Below are 21,008 nucleotides of genomic sequence, written 5' to 3'. Positions count from 1 at the left end.
TAAAAAATGCATTCAAAGAACGATCCACTATTGAACATTATCTGTATGACCAGAACCATTCTTGATATAAATCTATCCATTTAAAATTCTTATGTCCTTCATCCAATTTGATGCTAGCTAATGGCAGTATTACTTTTTTCCTACCCAACCTGCATTCAACAAGAATTCCATAATTTTCGTCTACTTTCATCTCTTGGTCTAAATGAATACAGCTGACTTCAAATTCTGCGATTTCTAAAGGGCCAACTTCCTCTTCATATAACGCAGTAAAAGGAAATATCATATGTTGTAATAGATATTCATAAAAACTCATTAAACTTGTCTCTTTTACATTGAGTAATTTGTCCATATAACTTGCTTTATATTTATTACCACTCTCTAAACCGCTTATTCCTAATATTTGGGCAGCTTGAATTTCCCATTCTTCGATTTCAATCTGCTGATCATTCAACATATCTTGAGGAACGATTAATCCATTTACTATTGAAAGATTATTAAAAGGACTACCTTGAACAACTGACTCTATCGAGAAATTACTATCAAAATAGGTCATATTAAACATATCTCTAATTTTCTTCGACTTTTGCGAAGTCGTACTTTGCTTGGTGCCAAAATACTCAAAAATTTCTGTAGCAGACACATATGGTTGACTAGATTTATCAAATAAAAAATTAATCGTTCCCAAAGCATGGATTACTGCCGCAGCCCATATTTCAATACGTCCTGACAGGAATGGAATGTCTCTTTTTCTAGCCATTTTGTTTATTAATTTTTCAATTACTCCCTCATATTCTTCATTTAAAAATTGCTTACTAAACTCAATTGTTAATTTCAGTAATTCTGCCTTCTTTTCCTCTACCTTTTCTTTTGGTTTAGTCATACTCCACAACCTCTAATCTATTAGTCTGCTCTTAAAGTAGATTTTCTTAATTAATAGGATAATTCGTTATCCTTTTTGTTATGACACTTTTTACATCTTTTCGGGTATGAAAGACCTTTTTTCTTATAAAATTGCTGCTCTCCTGTTGTAAAGGTAAATCGTTCTCCACATACCCAGCATTTTAAAAGTAGGTCATGCGGTTCAATACCCTCTAATGCTTCTTTGATAGATTCTGTTTTTTCCTTTACAACTGAATGATCAAACGGCTCTTTTCTATTTAATACATTTATAGTTGTTCGAATCTCATCTCTTACCTTTTTATAATCAACTTTCTCCCATAATTCTAGATAAGGAATAAGTCCTTGATCTCCGAATTCTTTAATCTTCTCAAGCAGCAATAGAATCATTTTCCTATTCCGATCCTTTAGATAGCTCATATCGGGATTTTGCTTTCCCTGCTTGACCCATTCCTTCCATTCATTTAAAAGTTCATCCGCACATTGATCGGACTCTATGTACCACCCCCTTTCTGTAAAAACAATCATTGGTAGTCTTCCATAATACTCAATATCTAGAAAATCATAATCGATCATCCAGTCAATTTTTTGCATAATTTCATCTAGATTTTCTGATTTATAATAACCATAGACAGGACACTTATCCAGCTCCAGCTGTAATACTTTCTTCTCCCGTGAGCCCTTTAAGATTTTGGCAAGAAGTGTTCTTCCACCTTTAGCAATAATTTCATCAGCTGCTCTCAATATGACTTTTATTTCTTCATCAGATAATCGATCAGTCTTAGATTTCATCAAAATGGTAAGTCCTCCTCATCAACCCAGTGATCAGAAACAATCAGTTTTTCTTGTTTTTTGGGCTTTATTTTTAATTCTTCACTGAGAGCAGGCTTAAATGTAATGACCCTATTGAACTTCTCCTCATATAGATCACGAATCCATACTTTTACAGGTGCTTTCCATAGCTGATTAGGCATGGGGATATTTTTAATTAAGCTCTTAGCTGTCATCCCCAACTCCTTAGCCATTTGTAGATCAGTCTCATTCAATTTGCATCGTTTTTTGGCCTCTGCCCAAGCTTGTGAATTCCTTTTTGCCACCAACACCAAATCCTTCTTTTTAGACAATAAATTGTGAAAGATATTCTGCAATATAACTCATTATCCCTTTGTCCACCCACTAAACTTTTAACATTTTTTATCACTGTTCAGATTTTCAACTCCCACAACATTTCTTAAATTTCTTCCCGCTCCCACATGGGCAAAGATCGTTTCTCCCCACCTTTTGACGGGTTTGGAGACTAATGACCTCTCCTTTTTTATTGGGCAAAGGCGGTAAGACCTTCTTTTCCTGCGCGAATAGCTCTTCCGATGTATATCCCTTTAAATACCATTCCCTCGTATTATTCATAAGAAGAACAACGGCATCCATCAGTCTTTGCACTGCTTCTAAGCTTTCAAATGTCAGGTGAGTCTGTAAATATTGAAGAAGCTGACTAGGTTGATTGCCTAATTTCGCATGCATAATACAGTCCTCAACAAACTCCTTCGCCTCTTGTTTTGACATCCGATACTCTTTCGTAAATAGAGATAAAAGTTGAGAATAACCTTTTGGACACTCCACATAGTCCGTTTCACCTGCTTCAAGGAGCTGTTTCTTCGAGAATGGATAGTAATCAATATTCTTTCTAGATGCCTGCTCCTCTAAAATAACTAAAGGGTCTAGCACTTCCCAGTAAGAATAGCCATACCTGTTAATGTATATTTCTTGATAGTATTCCATCGCATCAAATATAACCTGATTGAAGGCAAGGTAATCTGGGTGAATAGGCGTGTATTTCTCAACTAAATGCACTAACTCGTCATGCGGCACCGTTCCAAAATAATAGAGTAATCCGCGGGTAATCTTTATCCATTCCGTATTCCGCTTAACATCTGTAAGTATCGTTTCGTCTTGAATAATTTTCACTAGAGAAGGCAATAATTCCAAAGGGATCATGACGATTGGATTACCATTTTGAAAACTAGTAAACATAAAACCAGTTTTATGGAGATACTCCATCTCCTCGATTTCTAGATTGTTTGCGCTCATAACTCCATTATTGGCAATGATATTTTTTATTAAAAATAATCGTCGCTCATCGAACTGACTGATAATATTTCTGAAAAGAACAGGGATTGCCTCTGCCAAAGATTGAATTAACTCCGCCTTTTTCATCGAGCTTATATTTTTAATTTGCAGCTTTTTCCGGATGTCTTGAAGATCTGCGACTTTTAATGCGGATAGCGCTTCCTTTAATGAAACTATTCCTATTATCTTTTGATTCTTGTTTTTATTTACCACCATTTTTTACCCCTTTCACATTGCGTCCACCTCTGACAACATCAAAAGCCACGGCAACTCCTTACTAGCCATCTTTTTCATCTCATATTTATTTTTTCATTTTATCACACATGTGCTTAATATGAACACTTGAAACGGGGCCGACTACTCTAAAAGGAACTTTCTTATTCCTCCAACTAAACTTTCAGATATAAAAAAGAAGCTTCCCATAAGTTTGCTCAACTCATGAGAAGCGTCCTTTAAAAACTTCATGTTAACAAAAATGTTAGCATTCCACTCTCATCTTACATAAAGCCCTTATATATCAAGGGTTTGAGGGCGTTTATTACATCATGCCGCCCATTCCACCCATACCGCCCATATCAGGCATTGCTGGTGCACCTGCTGGTTCTGGCTTGTCAGCAACTACAGCCTCAGTTGTTAAGAACATAGCAGCAACTGAACCTGCGTTTTGTAAGGCAGAACGAGTAACTTTAGTTGGATCAACGATACCAGCTTCGATCATGTTTACCCATTCGCCGTTAGCAGCGTTGAATCCTGTTCCCACTGGTTCGTTTTTCAATTTCTCAACGATTACGGATCCTTCTAGACCTGCGTTGAATGCGATTTGACGAACTGGTTCTTCGATCGCGCGTAGAACGATGTTTATACCAGTTGCTTCGTCGCCTTCTGCTTCAATAGCAGCTACTTTATTGTATACGTTTAGAAGTGCTGTACCACCACCTGCTACGATACCTTCTTCCACAGCAGCACGAGTAGAGTTTAGAGCATCCTCAATACGTAATTTGCGTTCTTTTAATTCTGTTTCTGTTGCAGCACCAACTTTAACTACTGCTACACCACCAGCAAGTTTTGCAAGACGTTCTTGTAATTTTTCACGGTCAAATTCAGAAGTTGTTTCTTCTAATTGAACACGGATTTGGTTAACGCGTGCTTGGATATCATCAGATGAACCTGCACCTTCTACAATTGTAGTAGTTTCTTTTGTGATTACTACTTTTGCAGCGCGTCCTAAAGATTCAATAGATGTTGTTTTAAGCTCTAAGCCAAGATCTTCTGTGATTACTTGACCGCCAGTTAAAACAGCGATATCTTCTAACATTGCTTTACGACGATCACCGAATCCAGGAGCTTTAACAGCTACTGCTGTGAATGTACCGCGAAGTTTGTTTAATACTAATGTAGCATTTGCTTCGCCTTCAACGTCTTCTGCAACGATTAATAATGGTTTACCTTGTTGAACAACTTGCTCTAACACTGGTAAAATTTCTTGAATGTTTGTAATCTTTTTATCTGTAATTAAGATATATGGATTTTCAAGAACAGCTTCCATTTTATCTGAGTCAGTTACCATGTAAGGTGATACATATCCACGGTCGAACTGCATACCTTCTACTACGTCTAGCTCAGTAGTGAAACCTTTTGATTCTTCGATTGTGATAACACCGTCGTTACCAACGCGTTCCATTGCTTCAGCAATTAATTGTCCTACTTCTTCATCAGCTGAAGAAATTGCAGCAACTTGGGCAATAGAAGCTTTGCCTTCGATTGGTTTAGAGATAGCTTTTAGTTCTTCAATTGCAGTTGCAATTGCTTTGTCCATCCCTTTGCGGATACCCATTGGGTTAGCTCCAGCTGTAACGTTTTTAAGACCTTCGCGAATCATTGCTTGTGCTAGAACTGTTGCAGTAGTTGTCCCGTCTCCAGCAACATCATTTGTTTTGCTTGCTACTTCAGCAACTAGTTTTGCACCCATGTTTTCGAATGCATCTTCTAATTCGATTTCTTTAGCAATTGTTACACCATCGTTTGTGATAAGTGGTGAACCAAATTTCTTCTCAAGAACCACGTTACGTCCTTTTGGTCCAAGTGTTACTTTAACAGCATCTGCTAGAGCATCAACCCCACGCAGCATAGCACGGCGAGCTTCTTCACTAAATTTAATATCTTTAGCCATTTTGAAAAACCTCCTCAAGTATTGTTTATCATGTATTTTTTATAATCAGTTAATCTCTTATGTTTAAAATAGAATTAGCCAACGATAGCTAAGATGTCGCTTTCGCGAAGAATCAAGTACTCTTTACCTTCGTATTTCACTTCAGTACCAGAGTATTTTGAGAAGATAATGCGGTCATCAACAGATACTTCAAGCGCAACACGCTCTCCGTTATCTAATACGCGACCAGTTCCTACAGCTACTACTTTACCTTCTTGAGGCTTTTCTTTAGCAGAGTCTGGTAATACGATACCACTTGCAGTTTTTTCTTCTGTTTCAACAAGCTCAATAATAATACGATCTCCTAATGGCTTTAACAAGTGAAACAACCTCCTCAAATTATATACATTATATTTTCTTGTTAGCACTCAATCGCTATGAGTGCTAACACAATTATTATATTAATTAATCTTTTCTCATAATGCAAGAGACAAGACTTATTTTTTCGTAAATTTTTTTTCTAGACTCTAGCTCCCTTACAAAGTATATACGTTAAAGCCTTAAATATTCACTCTTTCTATTATTTTAGTTGTTACTATTTGAAACTGAGCACTGCTTATTAGTAGAATAGAAAGTATGATTGTTTCTATTCTCCAATATAATAAGTACGAACGACTTATATATATTCTTTCATCACCATTTTATTAAACCATTATTATTTAAAGGAGCTTTTATTTTGAAAAAAGAATATTGGATTATCTTAATAGCTTATATCGCTATGCAGCTTTCTACATTTGTCGGAGTTCCAGTTGTTCTTTTTATCGCTGATTTACTGGGCTACAATCCAGCTTCTAAAGCGATACAATTTCAAGCTGGCGTTATTTGGCTAATATTTAGTTTTATCCTTACTTTAATCATCTGCCTTCTTTTATTAAGAAAAGAAGTGCGAAATCCAATGCGTTCGGATGTAATGAGCTTGCCTGCATCTATTGGATGGGCTATCGGCGGAGTTTTTCTTTCTTTATTTGCCCAGAGCTTTGCCGGAATAGTTGAGCAATTATTAGGCATTAAACCTGGTTCAGAAAATACAGAACAAATCATGCGTATTATCGATTCCGCGCCTTTTGTTATTCTGGTTGTGAGTATCATTGGTCCGATTTTAGAAGAAATTGTTTTCCGTAAAATTATTTTCGGCTCTCTTTATCAACGGTTCGGATTTTTTATCTCTGCACTTGTAAGCTCCCTTATCTTTGCAGTTGCTCATATGGATTTTGTCCATATTCTCCTATATGCAAGCATGGGTTTTACATTTGCTTTTCTTTACGTAAAGACCAAAAGAATCCTTGTGCCAATCTTCGCCCATGTCGCAATGAATACACTGGTAGTTATTCTGCAATTAAACTATGACAGAATTATCGAATGGCAGGAAAAGTACTCGGGCGTAACACAATTTATTGGAGGATTTTTATAAAATGAGAAGATCACCGTTATTTTCAGGAGTTCTATATATTATTTTTGGAGCTCTGTTTACGTATTTTGCTATTCACGATCTACAAAGAAACCAAGACTGGGGATTCTATACGTATTTATTAGTCATTCTGGCAACCTTTGACATCGGATCAGGAATAAAGTTAATCAACTTCCACTTCTTCCTGAAAAAAAACCAAAATGATGCAAAAAAACCGAAGTAATAGCTATTTAAAAGCTTTTAATATGTAGTTGGAGTTTTAAAGAGCAAGCAACTGGCCAGAGCAAAAATCAGCAAATCTCAAAAAAATGCGTGTATAAGAATGTAGTTAGCCCTACACCCTTATACACGCATTTCCTTTTTATTCTTCCGTTTCCTCAACCTCTACTTCTACATCTGGAGTAGGATAGTGCTTTAAGAAATACACAAGTGATTGTAATTCCACAGCCAAATCAATATGATGAACCCGTACATTTGCAGGCACATTTAACCGCGCTGGAGTAAAATTCAATATCCCTTTAATATTACTTTCTACTAAACGATCCGTAATTACCTGAGCTGTACTTGCAGGAACTGTTAGTATCGCTACTTCCACATCATTTTCTTGGAGAACCTTTTCTAAGTCATCCATATGATAAATAGGCACATCGTTCACTAAAGTGCCAATCTTTTCTTCTACAACGTCGAATCCTACTTCTATTTTTGTGTTATTATTTTTTAAGAAGTTATATTTTAAAAAGGCAACTCCAAGATTACCAACACCAATTAAAGCTACCTTAGTTAGTTCATCTTGGTCTAATGTTTTACGGAAAAATGATAATAAATAGTTTACATTATATCCATACCCTTTTTTTCCAAGGGCGCCAAAATAAGAGAAATCCCGTCTTATGGTAGCAGAATCTACTTTCACCGCTTCACTTAATTCAGCTGAAGAGACTCTCTGCTTGCCTGATGAATGTAAGTTTTTTAAAAAACGATAGTATAATGGTAACCGCTTCGCTGTTGCCTGCGGTATTTTCATTACCTCATTATGCATACTTATCCCCTACCTATATTTAAAAATTAGCAGTTATTTCGACTGCTCTCTTTTGTAATCGCCGCTTTTTCCACCCGATTTCTCGACTAAATAAGTGGGGCCAATTACCATTCCTTTATCCATGCTTTTACACATATCATAAATTGTTAATGCTGTAACAGATGCAGCGGTCAAAGCTTCCATTTCTACACCAGTACTTCCAACTGTCTTTACCGTCGTTGAAATAATCAAGTGAAAATCCCCTGCATCCTCTTCCCATCGAAACGATATATCGACACCCTTCAACATAATAGGGTGACACATAGGTATGATATCAGCCGTTTTTTTGGCAGCCATAATTCCAGCTACTTGGGCAACAGCTAAAACATCCCCTTTTTTTATTTCCTGCTTCGTGATTTTTTGATAGATTTCTTCACTTACTTTAACACTAGATAGCGCTACAGCTATGCGAGCGGTTTCACTTTTTTCTGAAATATCAACCATTTTCGCATGGCCTTCTTGATTAAAATGTGTAAACTCCCCCATAATAACACCTCTAAGCAAAATGATACACTATTTTAAGGAGAATGTGTATTTATTATCACTTTTTTCCCGTTTCCCCTTTATTGCAGTATAACGTATTTTTAGGTTACACTTAAGATACATAATCCCCTGAGGTGAAGAAATGATACTATTACAAGTAAATCAGCTGACCAAGCACTTTGGAGCTGAACTTATCTTATCAAATATAAAATTAGAAGTACAAACAAGAGACCGGATCGCTCTAGTGGGAAGAAATGGTGCTGGGAAATCTACTTTATTAAAAATAATTGCTGGACAGCTATCTTATGACTCCGGTGAAATCATAAAGCCGAAAAATGTCGAAATAGGCTATCTTGCCCAAAATACTGGCCTCGAATCAAGTCTTTCTATTTGGGATGAGATGTTAACTGTTTTCCATGAACTTCAATTAAAAGAGAAGCATATAAGAAAACTAGAACAACAAATGTCTGACCCTAGCACAATCGAAAACCCAGATGCTTTTGAGAAAATTTTAAAAGAGTATGATCATCTGCAATTCGAATTTAAAGAAAACGGCGGCTATCAATACGAAGCAGATATTCGTTCCGTTTTACACGGACTAAACTTTAATACATTCGATTATAGTACAAAAATCTCTACATTAAGTGGTGGGCAGAAAACAAGATTAGCATTAGCCAAACTGCTCCTGACCACACCAGATATTCTGATCCTGGACGAGCCGACAAACCATCTTGATATTGAAACACTATCTTGGTTAGAGCAATACTTGCAAGGCTACAAGGGTGCTGTACTAATTGTTTCCCATGACCGTTATTTCCTTGATAAAGTGGTAACTCAAGTTTACGAAATATCTAGACACTATATTCAAAAATTTATTGGTAACTATAGCGGTTATCTTGAGCAAAAAGCGGCAAATTATGAGCGAGAAATGAAACTTTACGAAAAACAACAAGATGAAATCGCAAAACTGGAAACATTTATCCAGAAAAACTTAGCACGCGCATCTACTACTAAAAGAGCACAAAGCCGCAGAAAAACATTAGATAAAATGGAACGAATGGATCGCCCAGATGGAAATGAAAAATCGGCGTCCTTTGGTTTTGAAATTACCAAGCAAACGGGAAATGATGTTTTGAAAATTAATGATCTTTCCATTGGCTATAAAGATAATATCGTATCAGAACATATCAACTTTCATATAAGTAGAGGCGATAGTGTCGCACTTGTCGGTCCAAACGGTGTTGGTAAATCTACATTATTAAAAACAATTATTGAAAAGCTGCCAAAGCATGCCGGATCGATTACACTGGGATCAAACGTCATGATCGGCTACTATGATCAAGAACAAGCAGAATTAACGTCAAATAAACGAGTACTGAATGAATTATGGGATGACTTCCCACTGACACCTGAAAAAGAAATTCGGACTGTACTCGGTAATTTCTTATTTTCAGGAGACGATGTTTTAAAAACAGTGAATTCTTTAAGTGGTGGAGAAAAAGCAAGATTAGCATTATCGAAGCTAATGATGGAAAAACCTAATGTATTAATCTTGGACGAGCCAACAAACCATTTAGACTTAGACAGTAAGGAAGTGCTCGAAAATGCCTTAATTGATTATCCTGGCACCATCTTATTTGTTTCCCATGACCGTTATTTTATTAACAGGATAGCAACAAAGGTAATTGAATTAGCTGCGGAAGGATCCACAGAATTCTTAGGTGACTATGATTATTATGTGGAAAAGAAGCTAGAACAAGCAGAAATTCAAGCATTAGAAGCGACAGCTGCTATTCAACTAGAACAAGATACAGGAACGGAAGAAAAAACTTCTTACCAAATGAGCAAAGAAGCAAAAAAATTAGAAAGACAAAGAGTAAGAAGAATCGAAGAAATTGAAACAACCATTGAAGAATTAGAATCGAAAGTATCGGAACATGAAGCCCTTCTTTGCGAACCTGAAGTCTTTCAGGACCACGAAAAAGTTTTAGAGCTAAATAAAAACCTTGAACAGCTAAAAGATCAAATGGAGCGTTTAATGGATGAATGGACCGAATTGTCAGATAAGTAAAAAGTACTGGGTATTCACTTACCCAGTACTTTTTTTCCACATTATTATCCACATATTAAGAAGTTATTATATAAGCTTTCCACATGTTTATACACATTATCCACAAAAACATAATAAATTACTCACATTATCCACAGTTTGTGTATATAACATCATATTTATTCACAATTACTCTATTCTATGCATATAAGTAAAAAGTCTTATTCTTTTTCATTGTGGATAGTTATATCTAATCCTGGATTTCCGTTCAAATCCAATTCAGCCCGATGCCCTTTTTCATAAAAAATAGTTCCCGCTGCAGCAATCATTGCGGCGTTATCTGTGCATAAAGATAATGGAGGGATAGTTAGTTTCACAGAATCCATTTCCTTAAATTTATCCATAAGAGCTGTTCGAAGACCATTGTTAGCCGCAACTCCACCAGCTAATACAACTTGTTTCACCTGATATTCTTCTGCTGCTTCCACAGTCTTTGATACTAATACATCCACTACACTTTCTTGAAAACTAGCGGCCAAGTCTTCTGGTCTAATAACTTCTCCTCGTTGCTCTGCGTTATGCACAGTGTTGATAACTGCTGATTTTAATCCACTGAAGCTAAAATCATATGTACCTTCTATCCATGCTCTTGGTAGCTTCACCGCTTTCGGATTTCCTTCTCCTGCTAATCGATCAATATGAGGTCCACCTGGATAAGGAAGATTAAGCGTTCTTGCAACTTTATCGTATGCTTCTCCAGCCGCATCATCTCTTGTTTCTCCGATAACCTCAAAATGACCATGCTCTTTCATTAACACTAATTCTGTATGGCCTCCAGAAACCACAAGTGCCAATAAAGGAAATTCTAAGTTATCCACAAGTCGATTTGCATATATATGGCCAGCAATATGATGTACACCGACAAGGGGGATATCATGTGCAAAACTAATTGCTTTCGCTGCATTTACTCCTATTAAAAGAGCCCCTACTAAACCGGGTCCTTCTGTTACCGCAATTGCATCAATTTCTTCATACGTTATACCGGCCTGGGAAAGTGCCTCTTCTATTACAAGCGTAATTTGCTCCACATGATGTCTTGAAGCAATTTCTGGAACAACTCCGCCAAATCGTTTATGGCTTTCAATTTGAGAAGCAACGATATTGGAAAGAATTTCGGTTCCATTTTTTACAATAGAAACTGCTGTTTCATCACAACTTGTTTCCATACCCATTATAATCACATTATTATTCTTCATAATTTCACCCACATTACTAAAGCATCTTCTTGATTATCTGTATAATACTTCTTTCTGATTGCCCCATTTTGAAATCCCAGTTTTCTATATAAATTCTGTGCCACGACGTTCGTTACACGGACTTCTAATGTCATAGAAGTAGCTCCCATTTTCCTTGCCTCTTCCATTACTTTAGTAAGTAATGTTTCACCAAGCTTTCTCCCTCTGTACTCTGGTAAAATCGCGATATTAGTAATATGTGCTTCATCTACCACAATCCATACTCCACAGTACCCGACCAACTCTTCTTCATATTGAATCACAATATACTTCGCGAATCGATTTTGTGTTAGCTCATTATAGAAAGCTTCTTTACTCCAGGGAGTAGGAAAAGAGATTGTTTCGATTAAAAAAACATTATCGATATCTGCGACTGTCATATAGCGAAATTCGAATGCTGACATTATCCCCTGTCTTCCTTTTTCTCTTTATTTGCCTTAAGCCAATTTGCCTCTGCCTCTGCTAATCGAATATAGTTAGGTGTAAATGTATGTATCGCTTCTTCCGGTCTCGCTTCACCTAACATTGCGAGAATAGACGGTCTAGGATTAAAATCCACTGCATCTGTTATATGAGCAAACTTCCCTAATCCCTCTGTAAAAATATCTTGGTGTATAGGCAAATCATTCCCTACAAACAATATTCGCTGTTTTAATGACGCAAGCTGTTCTACCCAATCAGTAGACAGAATCAATTGGTCATTTTTTACGACTTCCATATCATTGCTGGTAAATTGATATAGCCCCGTATAAATCTGTCCTCTTCTTGCATCAAATAGGGGAGAAACATACCCATCAAAATATCTTCCCACCGATGCAGCAAGTACTTCTAGACTAGAGACACCCACTAATGGGATGTTTAAAGTCCACGCAAGTGTTTTAGCAATGGTTACTCCAATCCGAACACCTGTATAAGATCCAGGCCCTTTTGCTACCACAATCTTGGAAAGATCCTTTGGTTTTATATCACAATCCTTCATTAACTGTTCAATTGCAGGCATCGCTCTAATCGAATGGTTCTTTTTCAAGTTTGTAATATACTCCCCAATTACCTTCCCATTTTCATATAAAGCAATTCCTAAAACAAAATTTGATGTATCTATTGCTAATATCTTCATTAAAATAACTCCTTACATAATTGCATATAGCGAGAGCCCTTTGGGGATAGTATAATTTTTCTACCCGATGTGTTATCATAAAACAATTGAATTTGCAGGTATTCCAGTGGCAGTTGATCCTCAATTAAATGAGCCCACTCAACAACAGTAACTCCATCCCCTTCAAAGTACTCATCAAATCCTAAATCCTCATCGCTATCCTTTAATCGGTAAACATCCATATGATATAAAGGCATTTTCCCTTGATATTCTTTAATAATTGTAAAGGTAGGACTATTAACTGTTTTAGTTATTCCTAACCCTCTTGCTATTCCCTTTGTAAAAGTTGTTTTGCCTGCTCCAAGGTCACCTTCTAAAGTGATGACATCTCCGGCTTCTAAGAGTGATGCAATTCGCTCAGCAAAACCAATTGTTTCTTCCGCGTTATCTGCCTTCCATTCAAAGTTATTCATAAATTACTCCTAATACAAATTTAATAATGGTATTATCCTTTATTATACTCAATAACTTAATGAGTCTAAAGTAAGTCTCCTTGTTTTTTCGTGGAAACATGCTCAACTTCCAAATTTCATTTGTTTATCTAGTTATCCACAGTGTCTCCATTTTAAAAATTCCTAGACGAACAAAAAATCCTTAGGTTTATTCCTAAGGATTTTTTCATTGTTTGATTGCGGGGACAGGATTTGAACCTGCGACCTTCGGGTTATGAGCCCGACGAGCTACCAGACTGCTCCACCCCGCGACGATATTAAATAATAAAAGCCTGGCGACGTCCTACTCTCACAGGGGGAGAACCCCCAACTACCATCGGCGCTGAGAAGCTTAACTTCCGTGTTCGGTATGGGAACGGGTGTGACCTTCTCGCTATCGCCACCAGACTATTTTATTTTGAGGTTATTCCCTCAAAACTAGATTATGAAGTAAAAAGAAAGAAATGAGTAATCATTTTGTCCAGCTCCAACGCCTATCGCCTATCAAACTTCCGATCATCTCCCTACGATAAGTCAACATCGATTCACTTACGTTCATCGTGTTTCCTTTATCTCAGTCGATGCTCCTCCAGTTTCTACGTCGATAAACAGGCGTTTCCGCTTTTCATTTTAGTTAAGTCCTCGATCTATTAGTATCAGTCAACTCCACATGTCGCCACGCTTCCATCTCTGACCTATCAACCTGATCATCTTTCAGGGATCTTACTAGCTTACGCTATGGGAAATCTCATCTTGAGGGGGGCTTCATGCTTAGATGCTTTCAGCACTTATCCCTTCCGCACATAGCTACCCAGCGATGCCTTTGGCAAGACAACTGGTACACCAGCGGTGCGTCCATCCCGGTCCTCTCGTACTAAGGACAGCTCCTCTCAAATTTCCTACGCCCACGACGGATAGGGACCGAACTGTCTCACGACGTTCTGAACCCAGCTCGCGTACCGCTTTAATGGGCGAACAGCCCAACCCTTGGGACCGACTACAGCCCCAGGATGCGATGAGCCGACATCGAGGTGCCAAACCTCCCCGTCGATGTGGACTCTTGGGGGAGATAAGCCTGTTATCCCCGGGGTAGCTTTTATCCGTTGAGCGATGGCCCTTCCATGCGGAACCACCGGATCACTAAGCCCGACTTTCGTCCCTGCTCGACTTGTAGGTCTCGCAGTCAAGCTCCCTTGTGCCTTTACACTCTACGAATGATTTCCAACCATTCTGAGGGAACCTTTGGGCGCCTCCGTTACTTTTTAGGAGGCGACCGCCCCAGTCAAACTGCCCACCTGACACTGTCTCCCACCCCGATCAGGGGTGCGGGTTAGAATGTCAATACAGCCAGGGTAGTATCCCACCAATGCCTCCACCGAAGCTGGCGCTCCGGCTTCCAAGGCTCCTACCTATCCTGTACAAGCTGTACCAAAATTCAATATCAGGCTGCAGTAAAGCTCCACGGGGTCTTTCCGTCCTGTCGCGGGTAACCTGCATCTTCACAGGTACTATAATTTCACCGAGTCTCTCGTTGAGACAGTGCCCAGATCGTTACACCTTTCGTGCGGGTCGGAACTTACCCGACAAGGAATTTCGCTACCTTAGGACCGTTATAGTTACGGCCGCCGTTTACTGGGGCTTCAATTCAGAGCTTCGCACTACACGTGCTAACCCCTCCTCTTAACCTTCCAGCACCGGGCAGGTGTCAGCCCCTATACTTCGCCTTGCGGCTTCGCAGAGACCTGTGTTTTTGCTAAACAGTCGCCTGGGCCTATTCACTGCGGCTCTCTCGGGCTTTAACACCCAAAAGAGCACCCCTTCTCCCGAAGTTACGGGGTCATTTTGCCGAGTTCCTTAACGAGAGTTCTCTCGCTCACCTTAGGATTCTCTCCTCGCCTACCTGTGTCGGTTTGCGGTACGGGCACCATAAATCTCGCTAGAGGCTTTTCTTGGCAGTGTGGAATCAGGAACTTCGGTACTATATTTCCCTCGCCGTCACAGCTCCGCCATATGGTAATGGGATTTGCCTCATTACCGGCCTAACTGCTTGGACGTGCTAATCCAACAGCACGCTTACCCTATCCTCCTGCGTCCCCCCATTGCTCAAATGATTTAAAGGTGGTACAGGAATATCAACCTGTTGTCCATCGCCTACGCTTTTCAGCCTCGGCTTAGGTCCCGACTAACCCTGAGCGGACGAGCCTTCCTCAGGAAACCTTAGGCATTCGGTGGATGAGATTCTCACTCATCTTTCGCTACTCATACCGGCATTCTCACTTCTAAGCGCTCCACCAGTCCTTACGGTCTAGCTTCAACGCCCTTAGAACGCTCTCCTACCACTGACATCATAGATGTCAATCCACAGCTTCGGTGATACGTTTAGCCCCGGTACATTTTCGGCGCAGAGTCACTCGACCAGTGAGCTATTACGCACTCTTTAAATGGTGGCTGCTTCTAAGCCAACATCCTGGTTGTCTAAGCAACTCCACATCCTTTTCCACTTAACGTATACTTTGGGACCTTAGCTGGTGGTCTGGGCTGTTTCCCTCTTGACCACGGATCTTATCACTCGTAGTCTGACTCCCAAGAATAAGTATTTGGCATTCGGAGTTTGTCTGAATTCGGTAACCCGATGGGGGCCCCTAGTCCAAACAGTGCTCTACCTCCAATACTCTCAATCTTGAGGCTAGCCCTAAAGCTATTTCGGAGAGAACCAGCTATCTCCAAGTTCGATTGGAATTTCTCCGCTACCCACACCTCATCCCCGCACTTTTCAACGTGCGTGGGTTCGGGCCTCCATCCAGTGTTACCTGGACTTCACCCTGGACATGGGTAGATCACCTGGTTTCGGGTCTACAACCACATACTATTTCGCCCTATTCAGACTCGCTTTCGCTGCGGCTCCGTCTCTTCAACTTAACCTCGCATGTAATCGTAACTCGCCGGTTCATTCTACAAAAGGCACGCTATCACCCATAAAAGGGCTCTAACTACTTGTAGGCACACGGTTTCAGGATCTATTTCACTCCCCTTCCGGGGTGCTTTTCACCTTTCCCTCACGGTACTGGTTCACTATCGGTCACTAGGGAGTATTTAGCCTTGGGAGATGGTCCTCCCTGCTTCCGACGGGATTTCTCGTGTCCCGCCGTACTCAGGATACACTCAAGAGGGAACGAAGTTTCGACTACAGGGTTTTTACCTTCTACGACTGACCTTTCCAGATCGATTCGTCTACCCCGTTCCTTTGTAACTCCATATAGAGTGTCCTACAACCCCAAGAGGCAAGCCTCTTGGTTTGGGCTAATCCCGTTTCGCTCGCCGCTACTCAGGGAATCGCGTTTGCTTTCTCTTCCTCCGGGTACTTAGATGTTTCAGTTCCCCGGGTCTGCCTTCAGTACCCTATGTATTCAGGTAAAGATTCTATCCCATTACGGATAGAGGGTTCCCCCATTCGGAAATCTCTGGATCAAAGCTTACTTACAGCTCCCCAAAGCATATCGGTGTTAATCCCGTCCTTCATCGGCTCCTAGTGCCAAGGCATCCACCGTGCGCCCTTTCTAACTTAACTTAGTTGTCGGCTAAAGATAAACTTCACATCTCTTCGTCAGCTTCTTCACTCTGCTCCTCACGTACTGTCGTACGCTCCGGTGCTCGCTCCGTCGCTTCCTTGACCTGCTCGTTTCTCTTTACCCTCCATTCTTTGAATAGGTATTCGTTTAATACGATTACTTTTCAAAGAAATAATTCTCTAACATAGAGAATCTAAGATGGCGATTACTCGGTTTCTTTCTTGTTTTTACTATTCATAATCTAGTTTTCAAGGAACAATTTCGGCTAAAGATAAACTTCGCATCTCTTCGTCAGCTTCTTCGTTCTGCTCCTCACGTACTGTTGTACGCTCCGGTGCTCACTCAGGCGCTTCCTTGATCTACTCGTTTCTCTTTACCCTCAAACTTCTTACTGTTTTGAGGAATTAATTGCTCCCTCAAAACTGAACAACAAATCGTCAACAATCTATGATGGAATGTAAATTCCATTTTCCTTAGAAAGGAGGTGATCCAGCCGCACCTTCCGATACGGCTACCTTGTTACGACTTCACCCCAATCATCTATCCCACCTTAGGCGGCTGGCTCCAAAAAGGTTACCCCACCGACTTCGGGTGTTACAAACTCTCGTGGTGTGACGGGCGGTGTGTACAAGGCCCGGGAACGTATTCACCGCGGCATGCTGATCCGCGATTACTAGCGATTCCAGCTTCATGTAGGCGAGTTGCAGCCTACAATCCGAACTGAGAATGGTTTTATGGGATTTGCTCGACCTCGCGGTTTTGCTGCCCTTTGTACCATCCATTGTAGCACGTGTGTAGCCCAGGTCATAAGGGGCATGATGATTTGACGTCATCCCCACCTTCCTCCGGTTTGTCACCGGCAGTCACCTTAGAGTGCCCAACTTAATGCTGGCAACTAAGATCAAGGGTTGCGCTCGTTGCGGGACTTAACCCAACATCTCACGACACGAGCTGACGACAACCATGCACCACCTGTCACTCTGTCCCCCGAAGGGGAACGTCCTATCTCTAGGAGTGTCAGAGGATGTCAAGACCTGGTAAGGTTCTTCGCGTTGCTTCGAATTAAACCACATGCTCCACCGCTTGTGCGGGCCCCCGTCAATTCCTTTGAGTTTCAGCCTTGCGGCCGTACTCCCCAGGCGGAGTGCTTAATGCGTTTGCTGCAGCACTAAAGGGCGGAAACCCTCTAACACTTAGCACTCATCGTTTACGGCGTGGACTACCAGGGTATCTAATCCTGTTTGCTCCCCACGCTTTCGCGCCTCAGCGTCAGTTACAGACCAAAGAGTCGCCTTCGCCACTGGTGTTCCTCCACATCTCTACGCATTTCACCGCTACACGTGGAATTCCACTCTTCTCTTCTGCACTCAAGTCCCCCAGTTTCCAATGACCCTCCACGGTTGAGCCGTGGGCTTTCACATCAGACTTAAAGGACCGCCTGCGCGCGCTTTACGCCCAATAATTCCGGACAACGCTTGCCACCTACGTATTACCGCGGCTGCTGGCACGTAGTTAGCCGTGGCTTTCTGGTTAGGTACCGTCAAGGTACAAGCAGTTACTCTTGTACTTGTTCTTCCCTAACAACAGAGCTTTACGATCCGAAAACCTTCATCACTCACGCGGCGTTGCTCCGTCAGACTTTCGTCCATTGCGGAAGATTCCCTACTGCTGCCTCCCGTAGGAGTCTGGGCCGTGTCTCAGTCCCAGTGTGGCCGATCACCCTCTCAGGTCGGCTACGCATCGTTGCCTTGGTGAGCCGTTACCTCACCAACTAGCTAATGCGCCGCGGGCCCATCTGTAAGTGACAGCGAGATGCCGTCTTTCAGCTTTCCACCATGTGGTGGAAAGAATTATCCGGTATTAGCTCCGGTTTCCCGAAGTTATCCCAGTCTTACAGGCAGGTTGCCCACGTGTTACTCACCCGTCCGCCGCTAACTTTAAAAGCAAGCTTTTAAAGTCCGCTCGACTTGCATGTATTAGGCACGCCGCCAGCGTTCGTCCTGAGCCAGGATCAAACTCTCCAATAAAGAGTTGATTAGCTCATTGCTAAACTCTAGCTTTTTATTACTTGTTTTGTTTTATAACATTCATTATAAAACGATTATTGTTGACGTTTGTTTGTTCAGTTTTCAAAGAGCAATAAAATAATTTGGAGCGGGTGATGGGAATCGAACCCACGACATCAGCTTGGAAGGCTGAGGTTTTACCATTAAACTACACCCGCATTAATTGAGAGTAATATTCACTTTTGCTTGATATTCATGGTCGGGAAGACAGGATTCGAACCTGCGACCCCTTGGTCCCAAACCAAGTGCTCTACCAAGCTGAGCTACTTCCCGAATATGGCGCGCCCGAAAGGAGTCGAACCCATAACCTTCTGATCCGTAGTCAGACGCTCTATCCAATTGAGCTACGGGCGCATATTTCCGAAAGCGACTTTATAATCATACAATACTTTTTATCGGCTGTCAACACTTTTTTCGATGCGGCCGAGAGGACTTGAACCTCCACGGGGTTAACCCCCACTAGGCCCTCAACCTAGCGCGTCTGCCATTCCGCCACGACCGCACTATAAGAGATAATCCATTGTACATTCATAAATCTTTTTCGTTCATTAGATGGTGCGGGTGAAGGGAGTCGAACCCCCACGCCTTGCGGCGCTAGATCCTAAGTCTAGTGCGTCTGCCAATTCCGCCACACCCGCTTAATTCTAATATTCAAAATGGTGAGCCATGGAGGATTCGAACCTCCGACCCTCTGATTAAAAGTCAGATGCTCTACCGACTGAGCTAATGGCTCGTGGCTGGGCTAGCTGGATTCGAACCAACGAGTGACGGAGTCAAAGTCCGTTGCCTTACCGCTTGGCTATAGCCCAATAAACAAATAAATATAAATGGCGGTCCGGACGGGACTCGAACCCGCGACCTCCTGCGTGACAGGCAGGCATTCTAACCAACTGAACTACCGGACCATTTTTTCTAATAACAACTAACAAGTGACCCGTACGGGATTCGAACCCGTGTTACCGCCGTGAAAGGGCGGTGTCTTAACCGCTTGACCAACGGGCCATGATCTTTAAAATTGCTTTCTGGCGGAGAAGGAGGGATTTGAACCCTCGCGCCGCTCACGCGACCTACACCCTTAGCAGGGGCGCCTCTTCAGCCTCTTGAGTACTTCCCCAAAAATGGCTCCGCAGGTAGGACTCGAACCTACGACCGTTCGGTTAACAGCCGAATGCTCTACCACTGAGCTACTGCGGAATAATTTTTATCGACTTGTCCACTATCTAAACAAGATAGTTATTAGCAGTTGAATTAATCAGCCGCTCTCTTGTCGACTCTTTACATTATAAGGACATATAAATAATAAGTCAAGCGCCTTTTAAAACTTTTTTAAAATAAAAATTAACCACGTTAAGATTGTCTATCCACATCTATTATTTCTTCTAATATTAATCTCCCTCTACATTTCCCACAAACATACTTTTTTATGTCCATTCGTTTTCTTCTCGTATATTTCTGTTTACAAGAAACACAAGAATAAATAAGTAATTTCTTTGATTTTCCTTTCTTACTTTCAGCTGGTAAGGGAGAACAATATCTTGGACCACCTACCCTTTTTAGAAGAGACTTAAAGTCTGCATCCTTATGCTGATAACCTCTTTTTAATAAATGAAGATGATAATGGCATAATTCATGCTTAATGATCCCTATTAATTCATCCAATCCCATCATCTCATAATACGTTTTATTAATTTCAATATTATGCGAACTTAATAAATACCTTCCCCCAGTGGTTCTTAATCTGGGATTAAAAGATGCTTCGTGTTCAAACTTCCTTTTAAAATATTCCCATGATATATCCTCCACTAACCTTTGTAATTCTTCATTTGTCATCGTTCTGCTCATCCCTCCTCAACAAGACAAACTATTATAGCATACAATAATCTTATCACTTACTAAAATCTACACAAATCATGGATACCACTTAAACCAAAGCATATTTTACCCGTTATGTTATTTAGAGTGGCGTCTAAATTTCCGTTTTTTTTCAAACAAGTACAAACAGCCTTTTTTCTCGCTTCTCTTATATAAACTAATGGAATTTAAAAGAAGGAGAGTTCTTAAATTAGCCATAACGAAATAAAAGCAAGGAGTGGATATAATGCCTAATTGGTTACAAAACCAAATTAAAAAAGCTTTCTATGAAAAAAACAGCTATCAAGTAAAGCTATTGAATCAATGCTGGTATTACTATTGCCGTAAAAATACTCCTAGTTAACTTTCGCTCTTACTTGATTATTGTACG

At 40.6% G+C, this 21,008-nt stretch carries 17 protein-coding genes, 12 tRNA genes and 3 rRNA genes; 4 read left to right on the top strand and 28 right to left on the bottom strand.

Features of this window, described 5'->3' with window-relative positions:
- Positions 1 to 37 precede the first annotated feature (37 nt).
- The 6 genes from HHU08_RS02705 to groES all read right to left on the bottom strand — a co-directional run bounded on the left by HHU08_RS02705 (position 38) and on the right by groES (position 5,553).
- Complete coding sequence (locus tag HHU08_RS02705) at positions 38 to 880, bottom strand: DUF6398 domain-containing protein (RefSeq protein ID WP_169187747.1); 843 nt, start codon at positions 878 to 880, stop codon at positions 38 to 40.
- Between the two features lie 50 nt (positions 881 to 930).
- Positions 931 to 1,689, bottom strand: a complete 759-nt coding sequence (locus HHU08_RS02700; protein ID WP_169189594.1) for an RQC-minor-1 family DNA-binding protein — start codon at positions 1,687 to 1,689, stop codon at positions 931 to 933.
- On the bottom strand, positions 1,689 to 1,994 hold the full coding sequence (locus HHU08_RS02695) for a hypothetical protein (protein ID WP_328822981.1): 306 nt from the start codon (positions 1,992 to 1,994) through the stop codon (positions 1,689 to 1,691). Before HHU08_RS02695 ends, HHU08_RS02700 begins: the two co-directional genes overlap by 1 nt.
- 115 nt (positions 1,995 to 2,109) lie before the next feature.
- A complete protein-coding gene (locus tag HHU08_RS02690; protein ID WP_169187745.1) occupies positions 2,110 to 3,240 on the bottom strand; it encodes an SEC-C metal-binding domain-containing protein in 1,131 nt (376 codons plus the stop codon).
- Between the two features lie 322 nt (positions 3,241 to 3,562).
- Positions 3,563 to 5,194 carry a chaperonin GroEL gene (groL, locus tag HHU08_RS02685; RefSeq protein ID WP_169187744.1) on the bottom strand — a complete coding sequence of 544 codons (1,632 nt, stop codon included), beginning with the start codon at positions 5,192 to 5,194 and terminating at the stop codon, positions 3,563 to 3,565.
- A 74-nt stretch (positions 5,195 to 5,268) separates the two neighbouring features.
- Positions 5,269 to 5,553 (bottom strand): co-chaperone GroES, encoded by a 285-nt coding sequence (gene groES, locus HHU08_RS02680; RefSeq protein WP_016204035.1) that lies wholly within the window; start codon positions 5,551 to 5,553, stop codon positions 5,269 to 5,271.
- 356 nt (positions 5,554 to 5,909) lie between these two features.
- Here groES and HHU08_RS02675 point away from each other — a divergent pair, with 356 nt between their 5' ends.
- On the top strand, positions 5,910 to 6,644 hold the full coding sequence (locus tag HHU08_RS02675; protein ID WP_101728799.1) for a CPBP family intramembrane glutamic endopeptidase: 735 nt from the start codon (positions 5,910 to 5,912) through the stop codon (positions 6,642 to 6,644).
- A gap of 1 nt (position 6,645) precedes the next feature.
- Positions 6,646 to 6,864: a YdiK family protein gene (locus HHU08_RS02670; protein WP_016204037.1), complete on the top strand. Its 219-nt coding sequence runs from the start codon at positions 6,646 to 6,648 to the stop codon at positions 6,862 to 6,864.
- Positions 6,865 to 7,002: 138 nt separating this feature from the next.
- On the opposite strand, the gene HHU08_RS02665 is transcribed toward HHU08_RS02670, so the two are convergent.
- Complete coding sequence (locus HHU08_RS02665) at positions 7,003 to 7,677, bottom strand: redox-sensing transcriptional repressor Rex (protein WP_169187743.1); 675 nt, start codon at positions 7,675 to 7,677, stop codon at positions 7,003 to 7,005.
- Between the two features lie 33 nt (positions 7,678 to 7,710).
- A complete protein-coding gene (gene moaC / locus HHU08_RS02660) occupies positions 7,711 to 8,202 on the bottom strand; it encodes a cyclic pyranopterin monophosphate synthase MoaC (RefSeq protein ID WP_101728798.1) in 492 nt (163 codons plus the stop codon).
- A 139-nt stretch (positions 8,203 to 8,341) separates the two neighbouring features.
- Between moaC and HHU08_RS02655 the strand changes: the two genes are divergently transcribed.
- Positions 8,342 to 10,270: an ABC-F family ATP-binding cassette domain-containing protein gene (locus HHU08_RS02655; protein WP_169187742.1), complete on the top strand. Its 1,929-nt coding sequence runs from the start codon at positions 8,342 to 8,344 to the stop codon at positions 10,268 to 10,270.
- A 200-nt stretch (positions 10,271 to 10,470) separates the two neighbouring features.
- Here the strand turns inward: HHU08_RS02655 and tsaD are convergent, their stop codons facing one another.
- The 20 genes from tsaD to HHU08_RS02555 all read right to left on the bottom strand — a co-directional run bounded on the left by tsaD (position 10,471) and on the right by HHU08_RS02555 (position 20,596).
- Entirely contained in the window at positions 10,471 to 11,505 is a 1,035-nt protein-coding gene (gene tsaD / locus HHU08_RS02650; RefSeq protein ID WP_169187741.1) for a tRNA (adenosine(37)-N6)-threonylcarbamoyltransferase complex transferase subunit TsaD, read from the bottom strand.
- On the bottom strand, positions 11,502 to 11,948 hold the full coding sequence (gene rimI / locus HHU08_RS02645; protein ID WP_016204042.1) for a ribosomal protein S18-alanine N-acetyltransferase: 447 nt from the start codon (positions 11,946 to 11,948) through the stop codon (positions 11,502 to 11,504). Before rimI ends, tsaD begins: the two co-directional genes overlap by 4 nt.
- Positions 11,948 to 12,661 (bottom strand): tRNA (adenosine(37)-N6)-threonylcarbamoyltransferase complex dimerization subunit type 1 TsaB, encoded by a 714-nt coding sequence (tsaB, locus tag HHU08_RS02640; protein ID WP_016204043.1) that lies wholly within the window; start codon positions 12,659 to 12,661, stop codon positions 11,948 to 11,950. Before tsaB ends, rimI begins: the two co-directional genes overlap by 1 nt.
- Positions 12,661 to 13,113, bottom strand: coding sequence for a tRNA (adenosine(37)-N6)-threonylcarbamoyltransferase complex ATPase subunit type 1 TsaE (gene tsaE, locus HHU08_RS02635; protein WP_016204044.1), 453 nt, complete (start codon positions 13,111 to 13,113; stop codon positions 12,661 to 12,663). Before tsaE ends, tsaB begins: the two co-directional genes overlap by 1 nt.
- Before the next feature lie 216 nt (positions 13,114 to 13,329).
- Positions 13,330 to 13,403 (bottom strand) — tRNA-Met (locus HHU08_RS02630).
- Positions 13,404 to 13,422: 19 nt separating this feature from the next.
- Positions 13,423 to 13,539: ribosomal RNA gene (gene rrf, locus HHU08_RS02625) — 5S ribosomal RNA — on the bottom strand.
- 222 nt (positions 13,540 to 13,761) lie between these two features.
- Positions 13,762 to 16,699: ribosomal RNA gene (locus HHU08_RS02620) — 23S ribosomal RNA — on the bottom strand.
- 478 nt (positions 16,700 to 17,177) lie between these two features.
- A 16S ribosomal RNA gene (locus tag HHU08_RS02615) occupies positions 17,178 to 18,727 on the bottom strand.
- Together the 16S, 23S and 5S rRNA genes with 12 tRNA genes alongside form the textbook arrangement of a ribosomal RNA operon.
- A 123-nt stretch (positions 18,728 to 18,850) precedes the next feature.
- Positions 18,851 to 18,924 (bottom strand) — tRNA-Gly (locus HHU08_RS02610).
- A 38-nt stretch (positions 18,925 to 18,962) separates the two neighbouring features.
- A tRNA-Pro gene (locus HHU08_RS02605) sits at positions 18,963 to 19,039 on the bottom strand.
- Between the two features lie 4 nt (positions 19,040 to 19,043).
- Positions 19,044 to 19,120: transfer RNA gene (locus tag HHU08_RS02600), tRNA-Arg, on the bottom strand.
- A gap of 64 nt (positions 19,121 to 19,184) precedes the next feature.
- Positions 19,185 to 19,268: transfer RNA gene (locus tag HHU08_RS02595), tRNA-Leu, on the bottom strand.
- Between the two features lie 51 nt (positions 19,269 to 19,319).
- Positions 19,320 to 19,404: transfer RNA gene (locus tag HHU08_RS02590), tRNA-Leu, on the bottom strand.
- Between the two features lie 19 nt (positions 19,405 to 19,423).
- Positions 19,424 to 19,499: transfer RNA gene (locus tag HHU08_RS02585), tRNA-Lys, on the bottom strand.
- 1 nt (position 19,500) lies between these two features.
- A tRNA-Gln gene (locus HHU08_RS02580) sits at positions 19,501 to 19,575 on the bottom strand.
- Between the two features lie 19 nt (positions 19,576 to 19,594).
- Positions 19,595 to 19,671: transfer RNA gene (locus HHU08_RS02575), tRNA-Asp, on the bottom strand.
- Positions 19,672 to 19,696: 25 nt separating this feature from the next.
- Positions 19,697 to 19,768, bottom strand: a tRNA-Glu gene (locus HHU08_RS02570).
- A 21-nt stretch (positions 19,769 to 19,789) separates the two neighbouring features.
- Positions 19,790 to 19,880 (bottom strand) — tRNA-Ser (locus tag HHU08_RS02565).
- Positions 19,881 to 19,885: 5 nt separating this feature from the next.
- A tRNA-Asn gene (locus HHU08_RS02560) sits at positions 19,886 to 19,960 on the bottom strand.
- A gap of 153 nt (positions 19,961 to 20,113) precedes the next feature.
- A complete protein-coding gene (locus HHU08_RS02555) occupies positions 20,114 to 20,596 on the bottom strand; it encodes a SprT family protein (RefSeq protein WP_040342602.1) in 483 nt (160 codons plus the stop codon).
- Positions 20,597 to 20,864: 268 nt separating this feature from the next.
- Between HHU08_RS02555 and cmpA the strand changes: the two genes are divergently transcribed.
- Positions 20,865 to 20,981, top strand: coding sequence for a cortex morphogenetic protein CmpA (cmpA, locus tag HHU08_RS02550; RefSeq protein WP_101729026.1), 117 nt, complete (start codon positions 20,865 to 20,867; stop codon positions 20,979 to 20,981).
- Positions 20,982 to 21,008: the final 27 nt, after the last annotated feature.

This window comes from Niallia alba (assembly GCF_012933555.1).
Classification (GTDB): domain Bacteria; phylum Bacillota; class Bacilli; order Bacillales; family Cytobacillaceae; genus Niallia; species Niallia alba.
This window is presented reverse-complemented; position numbering and strand designations above follow the sequence as displayed.

What these genes read in the sequence shown, in the direction of transcription:
- tsaB (WP_016204043.1), bottom strand. Translation starts at nt 12,661, where the DNA reads ATGAAGATATTAGCAATAGATACATCAAATTTTGTTTTAGGAATTGCT.
- HHU08_RS02700 (WP_169189594.1), bottom strand. Translation starts at nt 1,689, where the DNA reads ATGAAATCTAAGACTGATCGATTATCTGATGAAGAAATAAAAGTCATA.
- HHU08_RS02670 (WP_016204037.1), top strand. Translation starts at nt 6,646, where the DNA reads ATGAGAAGATCACCGTTATTTTCAGGAGTTCTATATATTATTTTTGGA.
- tsaD (WP_169187741.1), bottom strand. Translation starts at nt 11,505, where the DNA reads ATGAAGAATAATAATGTGATTATAATGGGTATGGAAACAAGTTGTGAT.
- rimI (WP_016204042.1), bottom strand. Translation starts at nt 11,948, where the DNA reads ATGTCAGCATTCGAATTTCGCTATATGACAGTCGCAGATATCGATAAT.
- groL (WP_169187744.1), bottom strand. Translation starts at nt 5,194, where the DNA reads ATGGCTAAAGATATTAAATTTAGTGAAGAAGCTCGCCGTGCTATGCTG.
- HHU08_RS02705 (WP_169187747.1), bottom strand. Translation starts at nt 880, where the DNA reads ATGACTAAACCAAAAGAAAAGGTAGAGGAAAAGAAGGCAGAATTACTG.
- HHU08_RS02665 (WP_169187743.1), bottom strand. Translation starts at nt 7,677, where the DNA reads ATGCATAATGAGGTAATGAAAATACCGCAGGCAACAGCGAAGCGGTTA.
- tsaE (WP_016204044.1), bottom strand. Translation starts at nt 13,113, where the DNA reads ATGAATAACTTTGAATGGAAGGCAGATAACGCGGAAGAAACAATTGGT.
- HHU08_RS02690 (WP_169187745.1), bottom strand. Translation starts at nt 3,240, where the DNA reads ATGGTGGTAAATAAAAACAAGAATCAAAAGATAATAGGAATAGTTTCA.
- cmpA (WP_101729026.1), top strand. Translation starts at nt 20,865, where the DNA reads ATGCCTAATTGGTTACAAAACCAAATTAAAAAAGCTTTCTATGAAAAA.
- HHU08_RS02655 (WP_169187742.1), top strand. Translation starts at nt 8,342, where the DNA reads ATGATACTATTACAAGTAAATCAGCTGACCAAGCACTTTGGAGCTGAA.
- HHU08_RS02555 (WP_040342602.1), bottom strand. Translation starts at nt 20,596, where the DNA reads ATGACAAATGAAGAATTACAAAGGTTAGTGGAGGATATATCATGGGAA.
- moaC (WP_101728798.1), bottom strand. Translation starts at nt 8,202, where the DNA reads ATGGGGGAGTTTACACATTTTAATCAAGAAGGCCATGCGAAAATGGTT.